Annotated in this window: 12 protein-coding genes and 8 tRNA genes; 18 read left to right on the top strand and 2 right to left on the bottom strand. The window is 41.4% G+C overall.

The genetic code is table 11. The annotated features are described in order from the left end of the window. Positions 1-13: 13 nt before the first annotated feature. From JOC77_RS11680 to JOC77_RS11620, 13 genes are all read left to right on the top strand, one after another. Positions 14-89: transfer RNA gene (locus JOC77_RS11680), tRNA-Asp, on the top strand. Between the two features lie 92 nt (positions 90-181). Next, a tRNA-Phe gene (locus JOC77_RS11675) sits at positions 182-257 on the top strand. A 26-nt stretch (positions 258-283) separates the two neighbouring features. Continuing rightward, positions 284-359, top strand: a tRNA-His gene (locus JOC77_RS11670). Positions 360-366: 7 nt separating this feature from the next. Beyond that, positions 367-440 (top strand) — tRNA-Gly (locus tag JOC77_RS11665). 7 nt (positions 441-447) lie between these two features. After that, positions 448-524 (top strand) — tRNA-Ile (locus JOC77_RS11660). A gap of 1 nt (position 525) precedes the next feature. Continuing rightward, positions 526-600 (top strand) — tRNA-Asn (locus JOC77_RS11655). Positions 601-603: 3 nt separating this feature from the next. Beyond that, a tRNA-Ser gene (locus tag JOC77_RS11650) sits at positions 604-694 on the top strand. Between the two features lie 2 nt (positions 695-696). Continuing rightward, positions 697-768 (top strand) — tRNA-Glu (locus tag JOC77_RS11645). Positions 769-1,538: 770 nt separating this feature from the next. Next, complete coding sequence (glgB, locus tag JOC77_RS11640) at positions 1,539-3,482, top strand: 1,4-alpha-glucan branching protein GlgB (RefSeq protein ID WP_204543438.1); 1,944 nt, start codon at positions 1,539-1,541, stop codon at positions 3,480-3,482. After that, positions 3,421-4,572 (top strand): glucose-1-phosphate adenylyltransferase, encoded by a 1,152-nt coding sequence (locus tag JOC77_RS11635; protein WP_275585074.1) that lies wholly within the window; start codon positions 3,421-3,423, stop codon positions 4,570-4,572. The genes glgB and JOC77_RS11635 overlap by 62 nt, the downstream gene beginning before the upstream one ends. A 37-nt stretch (positions 4,573-4,609) precedes the next feature. Continuing rightward, entirely contained in the window at positions 4,610-5,635 is a 1,026-nt protein-coding gene (locus JOC77_RS11630; protein WP_204543435.1) for a GlgC family sugar phosphate nucleotidyltransferase, read from the top strand. Further along, positions 5,635-7,083 (top strand): glycogen synthase GlgA, encoded by a 1,449-nt coding sequence (gene glgA / locus JOC77_RS11625; protein WP_204543433.1) that lies wholly within the window; start codon positions 5,635-5,637, stop codon positions 7,081-7,083. The genes JOC77_RS11630 and glgA overlap by 1 nt, the downstream gene beginning before the upstream one ends. After that, positions 7,073-9,466, top strand: a complete 2,394-nt coding sequence (locus tag JOC77_RS11620; protein WP_204543431.1) for a glycogen/starch/alpha-glucan phosphorylase — start codon at positions 7,073-7,075, stop codon at positions 9,464-9,466. Before glgA ends, JOC77_RS11620 begins: the two co-directional genes overlap by 11 nt. 96 nt (positions 9,467-9,562) lie before the next feature. Here JOC77_RS11620 and JOC77_RS11615 read toward each other — a convergent pair whose 3' ends face one another. Next, the gene (locus JOC77_RS11615; protein ID WP_204543430.1) at positions 9,563-10,336 is read right to left on the bottom strand and encodes a TraR/DksA C4-type zinc finger protein; all 774 of its coding nucleotides are present in this window, start codon (positions 10,334-10,336) and stop codon (positions 9,563-9,565) included. 163 nt (positions 10,337-10,499) lie between these two features. Then, on the bottom strand, positions 10,500-11,441 hold the full coding sequence (locus JOC77_RS11610; protein ID WP_204543428.1) for a 1,4-dihydroxy-2-naphthoate polyprenyltransferase: 942 nt from the start codon (positions 11,439-11,441) through the stop codon (positions 10,500-10,502). 365 nt (positions 11,442-11,806) lie between these two features. Here JOC77_RS11610 and JOC77_RS21600 point away from each other — a divergent pair, with 365 nt between their 5' ends. The 5 genes from JOC77_RS21600 (at position 11,807) to menB (ending at position 16,881) form a co-directional block, all read left to right on the top strand. After that, the gene (locus JOC77_RS21600; protein WP_275585073.1) at positions 11,807-11,929 is read left to right on the top strand and encodes a hypothetical protein; all 123 of its coding nucleotides are present in this window, start codon (positions 11,807-11,809) and stop codon (positions 11,927-11,929) included. A 72-nt stretch (positions 11,930-12,001) separates the two neighbouring features. Continuing rightward, a complete protein-coding gene (locus tag JOC77_RS11605; protein ID WP_239558722.1) occupies positions 12,002-13,420 on the top strand; it encodes an isochorismate synthase in 1,419 nt (472 codons plus the stop codon). Continuing rightward, positions 13,407-15,152 (top strand): 2-succinyl-5-enolpyruvyl-6-hydroxy-3-cyclohexene-1-carboxylic-acid synthase, encoded by a 1,746-nt coding sequence (gene menD / locus JOC77_RS11600; RefSeq protein WP_204543426.1) that lies wholly within the window; start codon positions 13,407-13,409, stop codon positions 15,150-15,152. Before JOC77_RS11605 ends, menD begins: the two co-directional genes overlap by 14 nt. Next, complete coding sequence (gene menH, locus JOC77_RS11595; RefSeq protein WP_204543424.1) at positions 15,152-15,970, top strand: 2-succinyl-6-hydroxy-2,4-cyclohexadiene-1-carboxylate synthase; 819 nt, start codon at positions 15,152-15,154, stop codon at positions 15,968-15,970. Before menD ends, menH begins: the two co-directional genes overlap by 1 nt. A gap of 92 nt (positions 15,971-16,062) precedes the next feature. Next, entirely contained in the window at positions 16,063-16,881 is an 819-nt protein-coding gene (menB, locus tag JOC77_RS11590) for a 1,4-dihydroxy-2-naphthoyl-CoA synthase (protein ID WP_204543422.1), read from the top strand. Positions 16,882-16,950 lie beyond the last annotated feature (69 nt).

Raw genomic sequence — 16,950 nt, 5'->3', positions numbered from 1 at the left:
CCCCGCAATAAGTGGTCCCGTGGTGTAGCGGTTAACATGCCTGCCTGTCACGCAGGAGATCGCGGGTTCGATTCCCGTCGGGACCGCCATTTTTATTATATTTCAGCATGGATTGTAATAAGTTGGATAGTTCGAGGAAGCAAGATTCGGACATATAAGCTTAACTACAAACTGTTAGTATGGCTCAGTAGCTCAGTCGGTAGAGCAAAGGACTGAAAATCCTTGTGTCGGCGGTTCGATTCCGTCCTGAGCCACCACTTTATTCATTCATTTTACTTTTATGGCGATTGTGGCGAAGTGGTTAACGCATCGGATTGTGGTTCCGACATTCGTGGGTTCGATTCCCATCAGTCGCCCCATAGCAACGCGGGTGTAGTTTAATGGTAAAACCTCAGCCTTCCAAGCTGATGTCGTGGGTTCGATTCCCATCACCCGCTCCATTTTTATGGGCCTATAGCTCAGCTGGTTAGAGCGCACGCCTGATAAGCGTGAGGTCGATGGTTCGAGTCCATTTAGGCCCACCATTCCGCAGTAGCTCAGTGGTAGAGCATTCGGCTGTTAACCGAACGGTCGTAGGTTCGAGTCCTACCTGCGGAGCCATATGGGGAAGTACTCAAGAGGCTGAAGAGGCGCCCCTGCTAAGGGTGTAGGTCGCGTAAGCGGCGCGAGGGTTCAAATCCCTCCTTCTCCGCCATCGGCCCCTTGGTCAAGCGGTTAAGACACCGCCCTTTCACGGCGGTAACACGGGTTCGAATCCCGTAGGGGTCATACAAAAAGAGCTGTGTACACATGTACACAGCTCTTTTTGTTTTGTTTTAAATTAATCTTTTATACATACCTTGAGATTGTAGCCATCTGGGAAAATTGAACAGCTGCGTATAACTACGAACCACAAAATTTATACAATTATAGAGTGGCTGTTTTCAACCGTCAGCACTGCCAGAGAAGCATTAGACAAGTGAAAATATGGAACCTGCTGTAGCGGCTCTTCTATTCAAATACACGCCAAAATATCCTCCAAAATCCTTTATTAACCTTATTTTATCCTCTGAATTCTTCCATTACAATTTTCTGGTTTACCACACATACAAAAAGGGTAAAAGACAAAGCCAAAACTTTTTTACCCCAAATAACTAGGTGGACAACGAAGTTAGGTCCGTTCGCTCTATAAAGCCCTTTTCAGCTCTAAAACTGTCTAGGACGCACAAATGAAAAGTAAAAGTAAGTAAACAAGCGTTCCTCGAGGATCTTGTTCTCACCATTCGCATTATAATCCTCCGAAAGTTTCTTCAGGTTTCCCATATTTGCTAAATGCTTAGCTTGAATTAAATAGGACCATATAACTATTTTTACAAAATTAAGAATATTTATACAGGAATTTATCTTTTTATCTAGAAGTTATAAATATTTAATTGAAATCTCGAGGGAAAGATGAATAATGATTCATTTTATATTCTTATTGAACTCCCTTGCATGCATTTTAGTGAAATAAGTTTTTTGTTCTTCCAAGATTTGATTTTGATTAGGGAGTGAATGTCGTGTCTGTGAATACAGCTTCTGGTTATGACCTTCATCTTTTTCACGAAGGAACACTATATGAGGCATATAAGTTATTTGGATCCCATCTTATTCAGAAAGATGGATCTGTCATAACCCGTTTTTGTGTATGGGCTCCTAATGCTGCTCAGGTGCGGGTTGCCGGTGAATTTAACGGGTGGAAGGGCCAAGGGTATGAGATGCACCGGATCAACGATGAAGGAGTCTGGGAGATTGAATTAGAAGTGAATCTTCAGGGGCAATTGTATAAGTACGAAATCATTACTGAGGAAGGCAGCCAATTTATGAAAGCCGACCCTTTTGCCTTTTATTCAGAAAAAAGGCCTGGGACTGCTTCCATGGTCTGGGATTTATCGGGATACAAATGGAATGATTCTGCCTGGTTGAAGAAAAAAGCAAAACAATCCACATTATCCAAGCCCGTCTGTATTTATGAAATGCATTTTGGCAGCTGGAAAAGGAATAAGGATGGATCATTTCTAACATACACGGAAATGGGTGATGAATTAATTCCCTATCTGAAAGAACATGGCTTTACCCATGTGGAATTGCTGCCGATGATCGAGCACCCTTATGATGGTTCATGGGGTTATCAGGGGACAGGATATTATTCGATAACCAGCAGATATGGAACACCGCAGGAATTTATGAGGTTTGTCGACTTATGCCATCAAAATGACATCGGTGTCATTATGGATTGGGTCCCGGGCCATTTTATAAAAGATGCCCATGGCTTATACTATTTTGACGGGAAACCGCTGTTTGAATATCCTACCGAAAAGCACCGGGAAAACAAGGTCTGGGGCACTGCGAATTTTGATCTTGGACGTAACGAAGTACACAGCTTCCTTATTTCTAATGCGCGCTTCTGGATGGAATATTATCACATCGACGGCTTTAGAATGGATGCCGTCGCAAACATTATTTATTGGCCGGGCGGGGATTACAAAGAGACTAATACATTTGCAATCCATTTTTTACAGAAGTTAAACACCGTAATTGAAGAGCAAGATCCTCATTTTTTAAAAATTGCAGAAGATTCGTCCGATTATCCCCAAGTGACAGCGCCAGTGTCTTATGGCGGCCTTGGCTTCACGTATAAGTGGAATATGGGATGGATGAACGATATTTTGCTCTATATGCGAGCAGAACCCCAAAACAGAGCTTCTTTACATCATAAAGTAACCTTCTCACTGATGTATGCTTTTAGCGAACAATTTCTTTTGCCGTTTTCCCACGATGAAGTTGTTCACGGCAAAAAATCACTGTTGGACAAAATGCCTGGTTCGTATGAAGAAAAATTCGCCCAGCTCCGCCTTTTATTCGGATTCATGTTTACTCATCCAGGGAAAAAATTACTATTTATGGGAGGAGAGTTCGGACAATTCTCCGAATGGGATGTTTGGAAACAGCTTGATTGGAATTTACTTGAATATGACATGCACCAGAAGATGGATGCATATGTTAGAGAGTTGGTTTCTTTTTCAAAACGGCAAAAGTCTTTGTATGAGCTTGATTCCGTTTCAGAAGGCTTCGAGTGGATTGATGCTAATAACTCTGAACAGTCCATTTTCTCATTTATACGAAGAGGAAGCTCAGAGGATGAATTTCTAATCGTTGTGTGTAACTTCTCCCGGCATAGTTTTGAGGATTATCTTATTGGAATCCCGGGACCTGGGGAGTATAAAGAAGTTTTTAATAGCGACTCCCTCCAGTATGGAGGCGGTCATTATATAAATAAGAAAGCTGTAACAGCGGAAAAAGGAGTATTTCACGGAAAGCCATTTAATTTGCGTATCCGTATTCCTGCTTTAGGGATGACAGTGTTCAAAAAGATCAAAAAGAGAAAGGGGAAAAACGTTGATGGTGAAAACAAAATGCGTAGCAATGCTCTTAGCAGGAGGGCAGGGAAGCCGGTTAAATGATTTAACACAGAACATAGCCAAACCGGCAGTACCCTTTGGTGGAAAATATAGAATTATTGATTTTACACTTAGCAACTGTACGAATTCAGGAATTGATACAGTAGGTGTTCTCACCCAATATCAGCCTCTTGTTCTAAATACTTATATTGGAATTGGCAGTGCATGGGATTTAGATAGAAAAAATGGCGGAGTTACAGTATTGCCGCCTTATGCGGAAACAAAGGAAGTCAAGTGGTATACAGGAACGGCATCCGCTATTTATCAGAACATTACCTATATAGATGGCTATAATCCTGAATATGTGTTGATTTTATCGGGTGATCACATTTATAAGATGAATTATGCCACCATGATAGAGTTTCACGAGAAGAAAAAGTCTGACGCAACTATTTCAGTTATTGAGGTCCCTTGGGAAGAAGCGAGCCGATTCGGCATAATGAATACCAATTCGGAACTTGAAGTTACCGACTTTGATGAAAAACCGGAGCATCCCCGCAATAACTTAGCATCTATGGGCATTTATGTTTTTAATTGGAGTGTGTTAAGAGAAGCTCTTATTAAAGATGCGGAGATGCCGGATTCCAGCAGAGACTTTGGCAAGGATATCATTCCACAGCTGCTTAGAGAGAAGAAAAAGGTCAATGCCTTTCCTTTTAAGGGATACTGGAAGGATGTCGGGACGATTAAAAGTCTTTGGGAAGCCAATATGGACTTGCTGGATGAAAGTAACTCACTCGATCTTTATGATCATTCATGGCGTATATATTCTGTGAATCCTAATCAGCCGCCTCAGTATGTAGCGCCAGACGCGAGAGTGAAAGAGTCGCTGATTAATGAGGGCTGTTTTGTAGAAGGGCAAGTTGAAAGGTCGGTCCTGTTTCAAGGAGTTACGGTCCATAAACGGGCGAACATATTTGAATCGGTGGTCATGCCGGGAGCTGTGATTGGTGAAGGAGCCCATGTAGAGAGGGCTATTGTTCCATCGAACCTGAGAGTTCCTGCTGGCGTGGTCATAAGCCCAGATCCAGAGAATGATGATATTGTATTGGTTACAGAAACAATGATCCAAGATTTTTTAATGGCAAAATAAACTATTCGGATTCATTATATTTGAAAGGAGAACATATATGAATAAAAATATCCTGGGTGTAATAGATGCTACCACATATCTAGATCCGTTAAAGGACCTTACCGAACACCGAATCTTAGCAGCACTTCCATTTGGAGGGAGATACCGTCTAATTGACTTTGTTCTTTCCAGTATGGTTAATTCGGGAATATCCAGTGTTGCGGTGTTTCCAAAATATCATTATCGTTCCCTAATGGATCACCTGGAATCCGGTAAGAACTGGGATTTGAACCGGAAGCGTGATGGTCTCTTTTTCTTCCCTGCTCCGAATCTGGACATCCCATTTCATCATATAGGTTCATTCCAATGTTTTTCCTATCATTTAGATTATTTTAAAAGAAGTACACAAGAATATGCCATCGTTTCCAATTGCTACACCGTTCTAAACGTTGATTTCTGTGAAATTCTAGAAAAGCATATTGAAAATGGCTGTGATATTACGGAAGTAGTAAGTGAGGGCCGCTCTTTAGAGACATATTTGCTAAAGCGTGAGCTTCTAATAGATTTAATTGTGGAGAGAGATATAACCGGCTATCAGTGCCTGTATGACCTAATCGAGGATCCTAAGCATTCCTACCAGGTTTGTACGTATGAATATGAGGATTATTGTGTGATGGTCGATTCTATTGAAACTTATTACCGAACAAGCCTGGAGCTTCTGAATCCTTCTAAATGGCAAAAACTTTTCAAGGAAAGCCAGCCTATATTCACAAAAGTTAAAGATGAACCGCCAACCAAATATACTAAAAATTCTAATGTGACAAATTCCATGATTGCAAATGGCTGTGTGATAGAAGGCCATGTAGAAAACAGTATAATATCAAGATCAGTCAAAATCGGAAAAGGGTCTGTGGTCAAAAATTGCATTATCATGCAAAAAAGCATTATCGGTGAGAATTGTGTTCTGGATTCTGTGATCCTGGATAAGGATGTGCGCATTGAGGATGGTGTCCATTTAACAGGCGGAAGTGATGAACCGATTGTCATCAAGAAGGGTGCGGTACAAGGAGTGTTGATGAGCTGATGGATATACTCTTTGCTGTCTCGGAATGTGTACCATTTGTCAAATCAGGAGGTCTGGCAGATGTAGCCGGCTCCCTGCCCCAGGAACTTGCCAAGCATGGAAACCGGGTCAGGGTTGTCCTGCCTAAGTACAAAACTATAGAACAGAAATATACAGATAAAATGTCCAAGATAGCGGAGTTTTATGTCCAGGTTGGCTGGCGTGATCAGTATTGCGGCATTTTTAGTTTAGAACAAGACGAAATAACTTATTATTTTGTTGATAATGAGTATTACTTTAAAAGAGATGATTTATACGGGTATTTTGATGATGGGGAACGATTCTCGTTTTTTACCAGGGCTGTACTGGATGCATTGCAGCATATTCCCGCCCCGGATGTAATTCATTGTCATGATTGGCATACAGGAATGGTGCCTTTCCTATACAAAACAGAATATCAGGATCGGGATGGATATGATTTTATAAATACTGTATTTACCATTCACAACCTTCAATTTCAGGGCATTTACCCCCAAGAAATTATGGGCGACCTGCTCGGAATAAGTGAATATTATTTCCGGCCTGAGCATATAGAGTTTAATGGTAACGTGAGTTTCATGAAAGCGGGTATTGTTGCATCTGATTATATTACAACTGTCAGCCCTACTTACAAGGAGGAGATACAGACCCCTTATTTCGGAGAAAAGCTGGATGGACTGCTTAGAAGCAGAAATAACAGTCTTTCGGGAATATTGAATGGAATTGACTATCAATTTTACAATCCAGAAAAAGATCCCTTCCTTTTGAAAAATTACAGTGCTGCATCTCCGGAAGGGAAGATAGATAATAAACTGGCCATCCAAAAATCTTTAGGCCTTCCTGAGAACAAAGATATACCGGTGATGGCCATGATTACGAGACTTACGAAGCAGAAGGGGCTTGATCTTGTAAAGGCTGTTTTTCAAGAAATCGTAAATCAGGATATACAAATCATTATCCTAGGAACCGGTGAACAAGAATTTTCCGAATTCTTTCAGTCAATGGAGCGTTATTACCCTTACAAAGTTAAAGCTGTCATTGGATTTAACGAGGAATTGGCACATAAAATTTATGCAGGTGCCGATCTATTTTTAATGCCATCCATGTTTGAACCATGCGGATTAGGCCAGCTTATAGCCATGAGATATGGAGCAGTCCCCATTGTAAGAGAAACAGGCGGACTGAATGATACGGTTGCCTCTTATAATGAATGGACAGGGGAAGGAAATGGGTTCTCTTTCAACAATTTTAATGCGCATGATATGCTGTTCACCATTGAGCGTGCCCTTTCCTTTTACCGGGATAAAAAATCCTGGAAAACGATAGTAAAACAGGCAATGGAAAAGGATTACAGCTGGTCCCAGTCAGCTAATCAGTATAATCTGCTTTATAAGGAGCTGGTCAGCAGAAGTGGAAGCCATGTTTTCTGATAAAGAACAATTTAAAGAGTTGTTTCTAAGAAAACTTGAAATGACTTATGGAAAGAGCGTGGAAGAAACATGTAGAAGAGATCAGTTTCATGTATTGGGAATGATGGTTAGGGAATATATCAGTAAAGACTGGATTGAATCGGCAGAAAAGGCAAGAACCTCAAAGTCCAAGCAAATTTACTACCTTTCCATTGAATTTTTGCCAGGGAGGTTCCTGGGCAATAATTTATTGAATTTAGGAATCACTGAACTTCTTAAAGAAGGTCTCGATGAACTGGGCATTGACCTTTCAGATATTGAGGACATTGAAGCTGATGCAGGCCTTGGAAACGGAGGACTTGGGAGGCTGGCCGCATGCTTTCTTGATTCACTAGCCTCTCTATCCCTTCCGGGCCATGGCTGCGGCATCCGATATAAGCACGGATTATTTGAACAAAAGTTTGTGGATGGTTTTCAAGTTGAGCTTCCAGAGCAATGGCTAAGCCATGGTTTTGTATGGGAAGTAAGAAAACCCGACCTTGCAGAGGAGATTCCATTTTGGGGGACGGTTGAAAGCTATTCAGATGGTGGCCGGCTAAAATTCAGGCATATAGATGCGGTCAAGGTCTTAGCTGTACCCTATGATGTGCCGGTAGTCGGGTATCAAAATAAAACTGTGAATACCCTCCGGCTATGGAGTGCGGAGCCGGCTCTGGTTCCATGGCAAAAGGATATCATGAAATACAAACGGGAAACAGAAGCTGTAACAGAATTTTTGTATCCTAATGATACACATGATGAAGGGAAAATTCTTAGGCTGAAACAGCAGTATTTCCTGGTAGCAGCCACTTTAAAATCCATTATGGGATCATTCCGCAAAAAATATAATGATATTCATTTGTTTCATGAAAAGATAGGATTGCATATTAATGATACTCATCCGGTCCTTGCGATTCCAGAACTGATGAGAATCTTGATTGATGAAGAAAATCTAACTTGGGATGACGCATGGAATATTACGACTAAATGCATATCCTATACCAATCATACTACCCTTTCAGAGGCGCTTGAAAAATGGCCTGTTCGAATATTGGAACCCTTGCTGCCCCGCATCTATATGATTATCCATGAGATAAACGAGAGGTATTGCCAGGATCTTTGGGCGGCCTATCCGGGAAACTGGAATCATATCGAACAGATGGCTATAATCGCCCATGGCGAAGTAAAAATGGCACATCTAGCCATAGCAGGCAGTTTTAGTGTAAATGGAGTCGCTAAACTTCACACTGAAATCTTAAAAAATAGAGAAATGAAAAACTTCTTCGACTTTTATCCTTCCAAATTCAATAATAAAACAAATGGTATTACACATAGAAGATGGCTGATGAAAGCTAACCCAGAACTCTGTGGCTTAATCACAGAAGCAATTGGGGAAGAGTGGAAAAGTTCGCCTGAACAGCTTGAATTGCTCAATCCGTATTATAATGATAATAGTTTTCTTGGCGGCCTGAGAGACGTGAAGAAAATAAAGAAACATCAGCTGGCTGACAGAATTTATAAAAATACTGGATTACGGGTTAATGTGGATTCCATATTTGATGTGCAGGTAAAGAGACTGCATGCTTATAAAAGACAGCTGTTAAATGTCTTTCACATTATGCATCTTTATAATCGAATGAAGGAGGATAAGCATTATAAACCCTATCCTCGAACCTTTATATTTGGGGCAAAAGCATCCCCGGGCTATTATTATGCCAAAAAAGTAATAAAATTGATTAATTCTGTAGCTGAGAAGGTTAACAATGATAGAGATGTTAACTCTTATATACAGGTTGTATTTCTGGAAAATTATAATGTTTCCTTAGCTGAGGAAATCTTTCCGGCAACAGAAGTCAGCGAACAAATTTCGACTGCAAGCAAGGAAGCATCAGGAACAGGAAACATGAAGTTTATGATGAATGGTGCAGTGACCATTGGAACTTTAGATGGAGCGAATGTCGAAATGGAAGAACGTCTTGGTCCTGAAAATATCTTTATCTTTGGTTTAAATGCAGATCAAGTCATAAGCTACTTAGCTAATGGCGGCTATAGTCCGTATGATTATTATCATGGTGACGAAAGAATCCAGCTTATTTGCAATCAGCTTATCAATGGTTTTTTTCCTAATTCTTCGGAGCATTTTGAAACCATATTTGATTCACTTCTTACAGAGAATGACCAGTTTTTCGTTCTTCGTGATTTTGCTTCTTATATAAGCACACAAAGGCAGGTTGAAGAAGCATATCAAGACCAAGCGAGCTGGTCCCAGAAAAGCCTTAAGAATATTGCCATGTCCGGTTTTTTCTCCAGTGACCGTACGGTGAAAGAGTATGCCGATGAAATCTGGAATATAAAGCCTTTATAAGCGGCCTTCCTGGCTGCTTTTTCTTTGCCTGCAAACTTTGGAGTGACCGAGTTTAACATAAAAAAGGACAGCTTCATCCGAAGCCGTCCATACATATTAGTCTTTTTTGGACTTATCTATATTACCAGCTTTGTCCTCTAGATAACTATCTCTTTCATGGTAAGGAATATCTCCAATATTAGATTCGATTCCCTGCTCGTCCAAAGTTTGTTCGAATTCATTATTCTTTTTAGAAGAGAAAACCTGTGTATTTTCTCCTTTAATATCAGTAGCTGCGAAGCTTTCATAGTCTTCGGTGAATCCGTCGGAATCCTCTTTATCTTCGTCCATACTATTGTAGTCATCCATTTTGCCAAAATAATCGGCAGGAGTTTCTGAGGTCCCGTATCGGGCTACTTCTTCAAAGCTGTCTATATCATCATTAATGATATGATTGTCTCGGAGCCTCTGGAAGGAATCTTTATGAGACGGCTCAAGTACATCCTCCTCTGCCGGGCGGTCTGAAGACACGTTCTGAGTGGAAGCATGGTCGAGGCAATATAGAGTGAATGGAAGGGCTTCTAGTCTTTCATAAGGAATGTCATTTCCACATTCGATACATTTCCCATAAGAACCTTCCTCGATTGCTTGAAGAGCTTCATTAACTTTTTCTAACTCATTTGAATTATGATCCACTAATGCTATGTCCTTTACTTTTTCAAACAGCTCGGTCCCTAGATCCGCAGGATGATTATCGTAACTTGAAACTTCTCCGACGGAATCGGTTAGACTTTCATCTCCAGGGGATTGCATTTCAACCTGCTTTTGCAGGTCCTCTCTTAAAGCAAGAAGTTCTTCTTTTAAATGATGTGTTTGTTTTTGGTCTAGCATATTAGTCACTTCCCTTATCTTGTTCAGATTTATATGGACTCGAAACCGAGAATCATCTTGTTTCGTCTATATCCTTACATACCCTTTATATTTATAGAAAAAACTTTGAACAGATATTGGAAGCTAAAGAAAAAAAAGCCTGCCTCCAGGGAGGCAGGTTTTCTTACATGAAATAACTGATGAACAATCCAATAGAGAGCAGAAAGCCAAAAATGGTATTGGTTTGTGCAGTGGCTTTCATAGCCGGCATCATTTGAAGAGGCTGTGTTTTACCGATGAAACCTTTCGTTGCCTTAATTGCTTTAGGAATACTGAGGAAAACAATTAATAGCCAAGGTGAAGCCAGACCGCTTGAAATTAATAAAATGATCCATAAATAAGAAACAGCCATCATGCTGCCAAGCACAATTACAGCATTTTTCCGGCCGCATAAAATAGCCAGTGTTTTTCGGCCGTTCTTCTTGTCTCCATCCAGATCCCGGATATTGTTAGCAAGATTAATGGCTCCGACCAGCAATGCGACTGGGATGGATATTAAGACTGCATCTGAGGTAACATAACCGGCCTGAATGTAGAAGGAAATCAAGATAATGAAAATCCCCATGAACAAACCTGCAAAGAGTTCACCAAACGGAGTGTAGGCAATCGGAAACGGACCGCCTGTATAAAGGTATCCGACCGCCATGCAGACAAGCCCGATTAACGCCAGCCACCAGCTGGATACGATGCAGATATAAACCCCGAGCAGAATGGATAGGCCATATAAGGATAAAGCAATATTCAGCACCGTTTGCGGTGATATGCCTTCCCGGACAATAGCACCGCCTATACCAATCGAATTTTCATTATCTAAACCCCGTTTAAAATCATAATATTCATTAAACATATTTGTCGCCATCTGGATGAATAATGTAGCGATCATCATGCAAATGAAAACGGGCAGATGAAAACTTGCTTCATCATTTAAAGCAAGGGCGGTTCCAACTAGAACGGGAACAAATCCGGCTGTTAGTGTATGAGGCCTTGTTAACTGCCACCAGACTCTCCAGTTGTCTTTTTTATTTTTCACAAGCGGGGTGGGCTGTGTGTCTAAATGTGTATGCATTTTCTATTCTCCTCTACCGATAAATAACCGTTTAAAACGGAATTTACCAAATGCTTGTTTTCCTGTTAGAAAGGATACAATAGGTATACTATATTATGTCCAGCTCCAGCTGAGACCCTCGAGTCATAAGCCGAGGATCCTTCAGGGAGAAAAACCTCCCAAAATCTCGGCTTATGCTTGGCTATTGCATAAGTGCGATTAAACTTTTGTCTTCGCATTCGCTTGCCAATCAGCAAGTCTTCTTTATCGGGTCTCTGCCTTCCTCAAAAAAACTGCTTCATGCGGCTAAAAATAGGTGTTTTTTAAGGACGGCACCGCTTTCCGCTTTTCTTCATACAAACTAAGTGTAGAAAAAGGAAGGGGCAGTGTCAACGTATTTTTTCGGACAGGACCACCCAAATACAGGAAAAATACGGACTGTGATTATTGGAATATATAATAAGGAAAACAAGAGGTTTAAGCAGGCTGCAAGCGGCTGGAATTATTGACATAGAACTGGCATGAGGTGTATCTTTAAATAGGTTTACAAGGTATTGCAGAAACAGAAGGGGGGATAAATTTTGATTACTGCCAACAAATTGAACATCATGGAAAACTTTCATAACGCAAGGGTTGCAGCTAAAGAAAAGAATAGCAGTGTTTTATTCAGTGAAGTTACGAAAATCGGCATGCTGGACCCCCTTTCGTTCTATCAATCAGGAAAAGAAAATTATAACGGAGATAGATTTTTCTGGCAGGACCCGAAGAAGGCAACGATACTTGCCGGCGTTGGCAAGATTGATGTTTTTCAAAGTTCTCTTAATCAGAATCGATATAAAGAAATAGAAAAACAATGGGAAAATTTAATTGAACATGCATTTGTTATAAAAGATCAAGATATCCCAGGGACAGGCCCCTTATTATTTGGCGGTTTTTCTTTTGATTCCGCGAAAAGTAACTCTATGTTATGGGATCAATTCGGAGATCATTTATTTTATATACCTAAGTATTTACTTTCTATTATAAATGGACAGGCTTATCTAACAGTTAATGCTTTGATTGACAGTGATGATTTATCAATGTTGACAGAAGCAGGTAAAGAAATAGACGCCCTCATAGCGAAGGCACAGCACTTTAAGAATCTGCCCGCAGATCAAAATGTGTTAATGGAACAACTGGAAGTTTTTCCGGAACAGTGGAAGGAAATCGTACAAACTGCAATAAATGAAATAAGAACAACCGATCTGGATAAATTAGTTTTGGCTCGGGAAACACGATTGAAATTTCAATCAGCTATCTCTTCGGAAATAGTCCTGAACAGATTGATGCTAGAGCAGCCTGCAAGCTTTATTTTCTGCTTAGAATCTGGAAGTGATTTTTTCATTGGAGCTTCTCCAGAACAGCTGGTACAAAAGAATGGAACCAGTTTGTCATCTGCCTGTCTTGCAGGGTCTATTGCCAGGGGGAAAACAACAGAAGAAGACAATGTGCTCGGTGAGACTCTTCTGCATGACCAAAAAAATCTCATTGAACACCAATATGTGGTTTCCATGATTAAACATGCAATGGAAACCATCTGCGGCATAGTAATGGTGCCTGATGCACCCCAGCTTATGAAGACACGGCATATTCAGCATCTATATACTCCGGTTGCAGGTGAGAGCCGTTCAGGAGTTTCCATTTTTGACTGTGTTGAAAAACTTCATCCGACACCTGCAATGGGTGGTCTGCCGAAAGAAAAAGCCGTTGAAAGAATTAGAGAATTAGAATTGCTGGAACGCGGCTTTTATGCTTCACCGATTGGGTGGGCGGATGGACAAGGCAATGGGGAATTTGCCGTTGCGATCCGATCAGCACTCGTTCAGGGGAACGAAGCATCCCTTTTTGCGGGATGCGGAATAGTAGAAGATTCTGAGCCGCAAAGCGAATATATTGAAACTGCTATTAAATTTAAGCCTATGCTAAGTGCTTTAGGAGGAAATCTCCATGCAACATCGTGAAGCTTTAACCGCCTATACAGGTGCTTTTGTAGATGAGCTTGCAAAAGTACAAATTAAGCATGTGGTTGTGAGTCCGGGTTCCCGCTCGACCCCGCTTGCCTACATGCTTATGGAACATCCCCATATTCAGGTTCATATGAACATAGATGAGAGATCAGCAGGATTTTTTGCGCTGGGACTTGCCAAAGCTTCTAAAAGTCCTGTGGGCCTTCTATGTACATCGGGAACAGCTGCGGCTAACTATTTCCCTGCTATAGTGGAGGCGTTTAATTCAAGGATTCCGCTGCTAGTCATGACAGCAGACAGACCCCATGAACTGAGAGATGTCGGCGCTCCTCAAGCGATTGACCAGATTCATTTATACGGAAAACATGCCAAATGGTTTGTAGAAATGGCACTTCCTGAAAGCACCGAAGAAAGCATCCGGTATGCGAGAACGATTTGTGCACGGGCAGCTGCAACGGCTGTATCGGCACCAGCAGGCCCTGTACATCTGAATTTTCCATTTCGGGAGCCCCTGATACCTTATTTGAATGAACCGAAGTGGTTTGGAGTAGACCCGGGACCCAGCATAATAGTCGAGCAATCTGTCCCTAGTCTCCCAGAAGACGTCTTTAAACTTTATGCTGAACGAATTGCCCATGCTGAGAAGGGATTAATTATCTGCGGCGGGACAGACTCGGAGGAATTTAATTCTGCTGTAATTTCTTTAAGTGAGAAAATTGGTTTTCCGATTTTAGCAGATCCACTCTCTCAATTAAGAAGCGGCAGCGTTTCTTCGGAAATGATAATTGATACTTACGATACGTTCCTTCGATATGAGGAAGTTAAAGAGAACCTCAAGCCTGATCTTATCCTCAGATTTGGTGCCATGCCTGTCTCTAAAGCACTCACAATCTTCTTAAAAGAGCAAAAAAACTCAGAGGTATTGGTGATAGACGGCGGGGCAGGCTGGAGAGAACCAACCGGAACAGCAGCGGCTATGATTTATTGTGATGAAACCGTCTTTTGCCGTAATATAGCAAATAGGATCCGCAAATCCTCTGACGGTGCCTGGATGGAGTACTGGAAAAGAGTCAGAGACTATACGAAAGAAGGCTTAAGCAGAATTCGTGATAGGCAAGAGCTGGATGAAGGAAAGCTCTTTGCGCTGCTAAACGACTTAATGCCTGATGGGTCGAGCCTTTTTGTAGGAAACAGCATGCCTGTGAGAGATCTCGATACCTTTTTCCATTCTTCCCCTAAGAAAGTCCGGCTGTTTTGCAATAGGGGCGCTAATGGAATTGATGGCGTTGTTTCAACAGCTCTTGGTGTAAGTGCTGTTGTTAAAAAGGCAGTTTTAGTCATTGGAGATTTAAGTTTTTTCCATGACATGAATGGCTTGCTTGCCGCAAAACTTCTAGAGCTGAATTTAACTATTGTGGTATTGAACAACGATGGGGGCGGGATTTTTTCTTTTCTTCCTCAATCTAATGATGAAAAACATTATGAAGCTCTATTCGGCACACCGCATGGACTTGACTTTCAGCATGCAGCCCAATTATATGGCGCGAATTATTCTGCCCCCAAAAATTGGGACGAGTTTTCAGATGCTTTTACCTCTTCCTTCACTAAAGATGGATTAAAAGTTATCGAAGTGAAAACAGCAAGAAAGTCTAATGTCCAAAAACATCGAGATTTGTGGAAAGATGTTTCCCGGGAAATTAATAGCCTGCTTAACGAGGAAAAGTGATGAAAATACTTTGCTGTGATATTGAGTACAATGTGGACATCCGAGGCCAGGGTGACCCGCTTGTATTGCTCCATGGTTTTACCGGGTCATCGGCCAATTGGGAAAATCCTTCCCAATTTTTGCCTGAGAATCTTCAGTTAATTGCCATAGATATAATCGGGCATGGCCAAACAGATTCCCCAGCGGACGTATCTAGATATAGTATGAGCAGAGTGGTAGAGGATCTTAAACAGATACTTGATATACTGAATATTGACCTTGCAGTTGTATTGGGCTATTCAATGGGAGGCCGGCTGGCATTGTCCTTTGCTGCTGCATATCCAGAACGCATTAATGCATTAATCCTGGAGAGCTCTTCCCCTGGTCTGAAAACTGAACAGGAGCGCAGGGACAGAAGGCAGTCTGACTGGAACCTTGCCGGCTTTATTGAGGAAAAGGGCGTGAAGGCTTTCATAGACTATTGGGGCCAAATTCCTTTATTTCAATCTCAGCAGCTTCTCTTATCAAAAGAGACACAAGAATTAATAGAAAAACAAAGGCTGAATAACTCGCAGCCGGGGCTGTCAAATAGTTTAAGAGGGATGGGGACAGGTGCGCAGCCTTCACTATGGGAAAGCATGGAAAACCTTAATTTTCCAGTATTGCTTTTGACTGGCTCCCTCGATAAGAAATTCTGTACAATAGCAAAAGAGATGAATGAATTGCTGACAGCAAGTGAATGGGTCATAATAGAAAATGCAGGTCATGCAGTTCATGTGGAACAACCAGAAAAGTTTGGTAAAATAGTAAGTGACTTTTTAGCTAATCGGAAGGGTTGAAATTCGTATCCTTCCAGGCGGATAAAAAAGGCTTATTTTCGAGAATTAATCGCTCGGTTTTAAACCGGCAACAATATGAGAGGGGTTAAACAATGGCAAGAGAATGGATCTCAGAACGTAAATATGAAGAAATTCTGTATCAAACGTATAATGGAATTGCGAAAATCTCCATTAACCGTCCGGAAGTACATAATGCTTTTACACCAAGAACAGTAATGGAACTGATTGATGCTTTTGCATACGCAAGAGATGATGCAAATATTGGCGTTATTATATTGGCAGGAGAAGGCGGAAAAGCATTCTGTTCAGGCGGTGACCAGAAGGTTCGCGGCCATGGAGGGTATGTGGGTGAAGATCAGATTCCACGCCTTAATGTTTTAGATCTTCAGCGCTTAATACGCGTAATTCCTAAGCCGGTTATTGCAATGGTTGCAGGCTACGCAATAGGCGGAGGCCATGTTCTGCATATCGTCTGTGATTTAACCATCGCAGCAGATAATGCTGTTTTCGGACAAACTGGTCCAAAGGTAGGCAGTTTTGATGCAGGATATGGGTCTGGTTATCTAGCACGTATAGTAGGCCATAAGAAGGCGAGAGAAATCTGGTTCTTATGCCGTCAATATAACGCCCAGGAAGCACTTGATATGGGATTAGTAAACACGGTAGTGCCACTGGAACAGCTTGAAGATGAAACAGTCCAATGGTGTGAAGAAATTCTGGAAAAAAGTCCAACTGCTATTCGTTTCTTAAAAGCTGCTTTTAATGCGGATACAGATGGATTAGCTGGTATTCAGCAATTTGCAGGAGATGCCACACTGCTGTATTACACAACAGATGAAGCAAAAGAAGGCAGAGATGCTTTTAAAGAAAAACGGAAGCCGGATTTTGGCCAATTCCCTCGTTTCCCTTAATGTTTTTATGCAGCTTGACGATACTCGTCAGGCTGTTTTTATATAGGTAAGTTTAGTCTAGCAAAAGGA

The organism is Peribacillus deserti (assembly GCF_016909175.1).
In the GTDB taxonomy this organism is placed as follows: Bacteria; Bacillota; Bacilli; order Bacillales; family DSM-1321; genus Paraperibacillus; species Paraperibacillus deserti.
This window is presented reverse-complemented; position numbering and strand designations above follow the sequence as displayed.

What these genes read in the sequence shown, in the direction of transcription:
- JOC77_RS11610 (WP_204543428.1), bottom strand. Translation starts at nt 11,441, where the DNA reads ATGCATACACATTTAGACACACAGCCCACCCCGCTTGTGAAAAATAAA.
- JOC77_RS11630 (WP_204543435.1), top strand. Translation starts at nt 4,610, where the DNA reads ATGAATAAAAATATCCTGGGTGTAATAGATGCTACCACATATCTAGAT.
- JOC77_RS11615 (WP_204543430.1), bottom strand. Translation starts at nt 10,336, where the DNA reads ATGCTAGACCAAAAACAAACACATCATTTAAAAGAAGAACTTCTTGCT.
- glgA (WP_204543433.1), top strand. Translation starts at nt 5,635, where the DNA reads ATGGATATACTCTTTGCTGTCTCGGAATGTGTACCATTTGTCAAATCA.
- menB (WP_204543422.1), top strand. Translation starts at nt 16,063, where the DNA reads ATGGCAAGAGAATGGATCTCAGAACGTAAATATGAAGAAATTCTGTAT.
- JOC77_RS11635 (WP_275585074.1), top strand. Translation starts at nt 3,421, where the DNA reads ATGGTGAAAACAAAATGCGTAGCAATGCTCTTAGCAGGAGGGCAGGGA.
- menH (WP_204543424.1), top strand. Translation starts at nt 15,152, where the DNA reads ATGAAAATACTTTGCTGTGATATTGAGTACAATGTGGACATCCGAGGC.
- JOC77_RS11620 (WP_204543431.1), top strand. Translation starts at nt 7,073, where the DNA reads ATGTTTTCTGATAAAGAACAATTTAAAGAGTTGTTTCTAAGAAAACTT.
- menD (WP_204543426.1), top strand. Translation starts at nt 13,407, where the DNA reads ATGCAACATCGTGAAGCTTTAACCGCCTATACAGGTGCTTTTGTAGAT.